This is a genomic window from Arthrobacter sulfonylureivorans (assembly GCF_047607445.1).
Lineage (GTDB): Bacteria > Actinomycetota > Actinomycetes > Actinomycetales > Micrococcaceae > Crystallibacter > Crystallibacter sulfonylureivorans_A.
Window position 1 is genome coordinate 1 of the sequence record NZ_JBLKRT010000079.1, and the last position, 2893, is coordinate 2893.

General features: G+C 71.4%; 3 protein-coding genes. All 3 read right to left on the reverse strand.

What is annotated here, in order from left to right:
• Positions 1 to 223: hypothetical protein (locus tag ACMX2H_RS18820; RefSeq protein WP_414962787.1), on the reverse strand; the 223-nt coding region annotated here is incomplete at its 3' end.
• Positions 220 to 1644, reverse strand: a complete 1425-nt coding sequence (gene murC, locus ACMX2H_RS18825; RefSeq protein ID WP_414962788.1) for a UDP-N-acetylmuramate--L-alanine ligase — start codon at positions 1642 to 1644, stop codon at positions 220 to 222. The genes murC and ACMX2H_RS18820, both read right to left, overlap by 4 nt.
• Complete coding sequence (murG, locus tag ACMX2H_RS18830; RefSeq protein ID WP_414962790.1) at positions 1641 to 2750, reverse strand: undecaprenyldiphospho-muramoylpentapeptide beta-N-acetylglucosaminyltransferase; 1110 nt, start codon at positions 2748 to 2750, stop codon at positions 1641 to 1643. The genes murC and murG overlap by 4 nt, the downstream gene beginning before the upstream one ends.
• Positions 2751 to 2893 lie beyond the last annotated feature (143 nt).

The following is a 2893-nucleotide window of genomic DNA, read 5'->3' on the forward strand; positions in this document are numbered from 1 at the left end:
CGTCAGGGCCGGAGGCGTCGGTCCCGGATCTGGCGTCGGGGCCGGATGCCGCAGGCAAGGCCGTCACCCTACCGGAGGTGATCCGGACCCCCGCCCCCGGGCGCTCCGCCGTCGTGCTCTCGGGTCCGGGCTGCCGCGTGGCGTCCGCTGCCGGCAGCATGTCCTCCGGCCGTCCGGCCGGGGCGGCGGGGCGCGCGGGGGTGCGTGGCTTGCGCGGACTCATTGGACGGCCGGGGAAGCGTGCTCCAGGGCCTCGACCAGGACGGGGCCGTACTGGGTCACGTCACCGGCCCCGACGGTCAGCACGATGTCGCCGGGCTGTGAACGTGCGACGATCTCCGCCACGGCGCGGGCCGGGTCCGGCGCGTAACTGCCGGAAGGCAACCGGTTGGTGATCAGCTCGCTGGTGACACCCGGGATCGGATCTTCACGGGCCGGATAAATATCCAGCACCGCAGCTGAATCGGCCAACTGCAGCGCCTGGGCGAACTCCGCGGCGAACTCCCGGGTGCGCGAGAACAGGTGCGGCTGGAAGATCACGTGCACGGCATGTCCGGCCGCGACCTTGCGCGCGGCGGTCAGGGCTGCGTGGACCTCGGTGGGATGGTGGGCGTAGTCGTCGAATACGCGGACCCCGGCCGCCGCTCCCTTGGCTTCGAAGCGCCTGGCTGCTCCGGTGAAACCGGCCAGCCCCTCGGCTGCGGTGGCGGGATCGATGCCCTGCGTGATGGCGACGGCGACGGCGGCCGCCGCGTTCCGGATGTTGTGCTCGCCCGGCACCTGGAGCCGCAGCGTGCAGGTGCCGCCCGGGTATTCGATCCGGCTCGCGCTGCCGGAGCCGGCGAACTCGCTGTCGATGATCCGCAGCTCGGCATCCGCCGCATAGCCGTAGCCGAGCACCCGGCAGGCCGCGCCGGACGCTGCCACCCGCTCTGCCAGGGCGCGTGCGCCGTCGTCGTCGAGGCAGACCACCAGCGTGCCGTCGCTGGGAAGCAGCGCCGCGAACTGGTCGAAGGAGGCGTAGACGGCTTCGGCGGACCCGTAGTGGTCCAAGTGGTCCGCCTCCACATTGGTGACGACGATGACCTGCGGCTGGTAGTTGAGGAACGAGGCGTCGGATTCGTCCGCTTCGGCGACAAACAGGTCGCCTTCCCCGTGCGCGGCGTTGACGCCCAGCGCGGCGACATCGCCGCCGATCGCGAACGACGGCTCGCGCCCGGCAGCCTGCAGCATCACCGTGGCCATGGCCGTGGTGGTGGTCTTGCCGTGCGTGCCGCCGACCGCGATCAGCCGCTTGCCCTCCATGGCAGCAGAGAGCGCCACCGAACGGTGCACAATGTTCAGGCCGGCGGCAACGGCAGCCTGCAGTTCGGGGTTCTCCGGGCGGATGGCGGTGGAGACCACGACCGTGTCCGCACCGCCGACATGGCCCGCTTCATGGCCCACGAAGACCGTGGCGCCGAGCGCCTCCAGTTGCCGGAGGACGGCGGAGTCGCGCGCGTCCGAGCCGGACACGGGCACCCCGCGGGCCAGCAGGATCCGGGCGATGGCCGACATGCCGGCGCCGCCGAGTCCAATAAAGTGCACGGCGCCGAGCTCGCCGAACGGCAGCCGCGCGGTGGTGTGGAAATCAGTGGCTTTCATCGGTGCTCCTCCCCCATTGCCTCGAGCACCAATTGTGCCATCCGTGCGTCCGCATCCCTGATCCCGAGGGCGTGCGCTGCCTCCGACATCTGCTGCAGCCGCGCCGGATCCTGCAACAGCGGCAGCAGGTGGTCGGTGACCCAGCGCGCGGTGAAGTCCGCGTCGCGGACCAGCACGGCGCCGCCGGCCTCCACCAGGGAGGCTGCGTTCAGCGCCTGCTCGCCGTTCCCATGAGGCAGCGGCACCAGTACCGACGGCAGGCCGACGGCGGCGACTTCGCAGACCGTGGCCGCGCCGGCGCGGGCCAGCAGCAGGTCGGCCGCCGCGTAGACATCCTGCATGCCGTCCACATACTCCACCTGGTGGTAGCCGGGCGAGGCGAGCAACTGACCCTCGGCATCCCGCAGTGCCTTGTTCCGGCCGGTGATGTGCAGCACCTGGATGCCGGCTGCGGAGAGCTCCGGCAGCACGGCCGCAATGGTCCGGTTGATGCTGAGCGCGCCGGAAGAGCCTCCGGTGACGATCAGCGTGGGTTGCTCCGGGGCGAGTCCCAGCCTCCGACGGGCGGCACTGCGGGACGACTGCCGGTCCAGGCTGGCGATCTCCCGCCGCATCGGCATGCCGACCCAGCGGGCTCCCGGCAACTTGGTGTCCTTGAACGCTACCGCCACCCGCTCGGCCAGCCGGGCCCCCACCCGGTTGGCCAGGCCGGGCCGGGCATTGGCTTCATGGATCACGATCGGCACCCGGCGCATCTTGGCCGCAATGTACATCGGTGTGCTGACATACCCGCCCACGCCCACCACGACGTCGGCCTGCGCACCGTTGATGATGCGGGCAGCCTGGCGGACTGCCGTGGCGAATTTGAACGGCAGCTTCAACAGATCCAGCGAGGGCCGGCGCGGCAGCGGCACCCGCCCGATGGTGGCCAGTTCGTAGCCGGCCGCGGGCACCAGACGGGTCTCCATGCCGGCCGCGGTGCCGACGGCGAGGATGCGGGCAGCGGGGGCGGCCTCGACCACGGCCCCGGCGATGGCCAGCAGCGGGCTGACGTGCCCCGCCGTGCCGCCGCCGGCCAGGACCACAGAGGGCTCGGAAATGTTCATGGTGTGGCTGGAATACCTTCTGCTCGGCGTCTGGTGGATGGATTCAGCGGGGGCCGGCGGACGATGTCTGCCGCAGCCGGGCGACCAGTCCTCCCGGCTTCTTCCGGCCGGCTGCACCGGTCCGGGCAAAGGACAAGAGTACA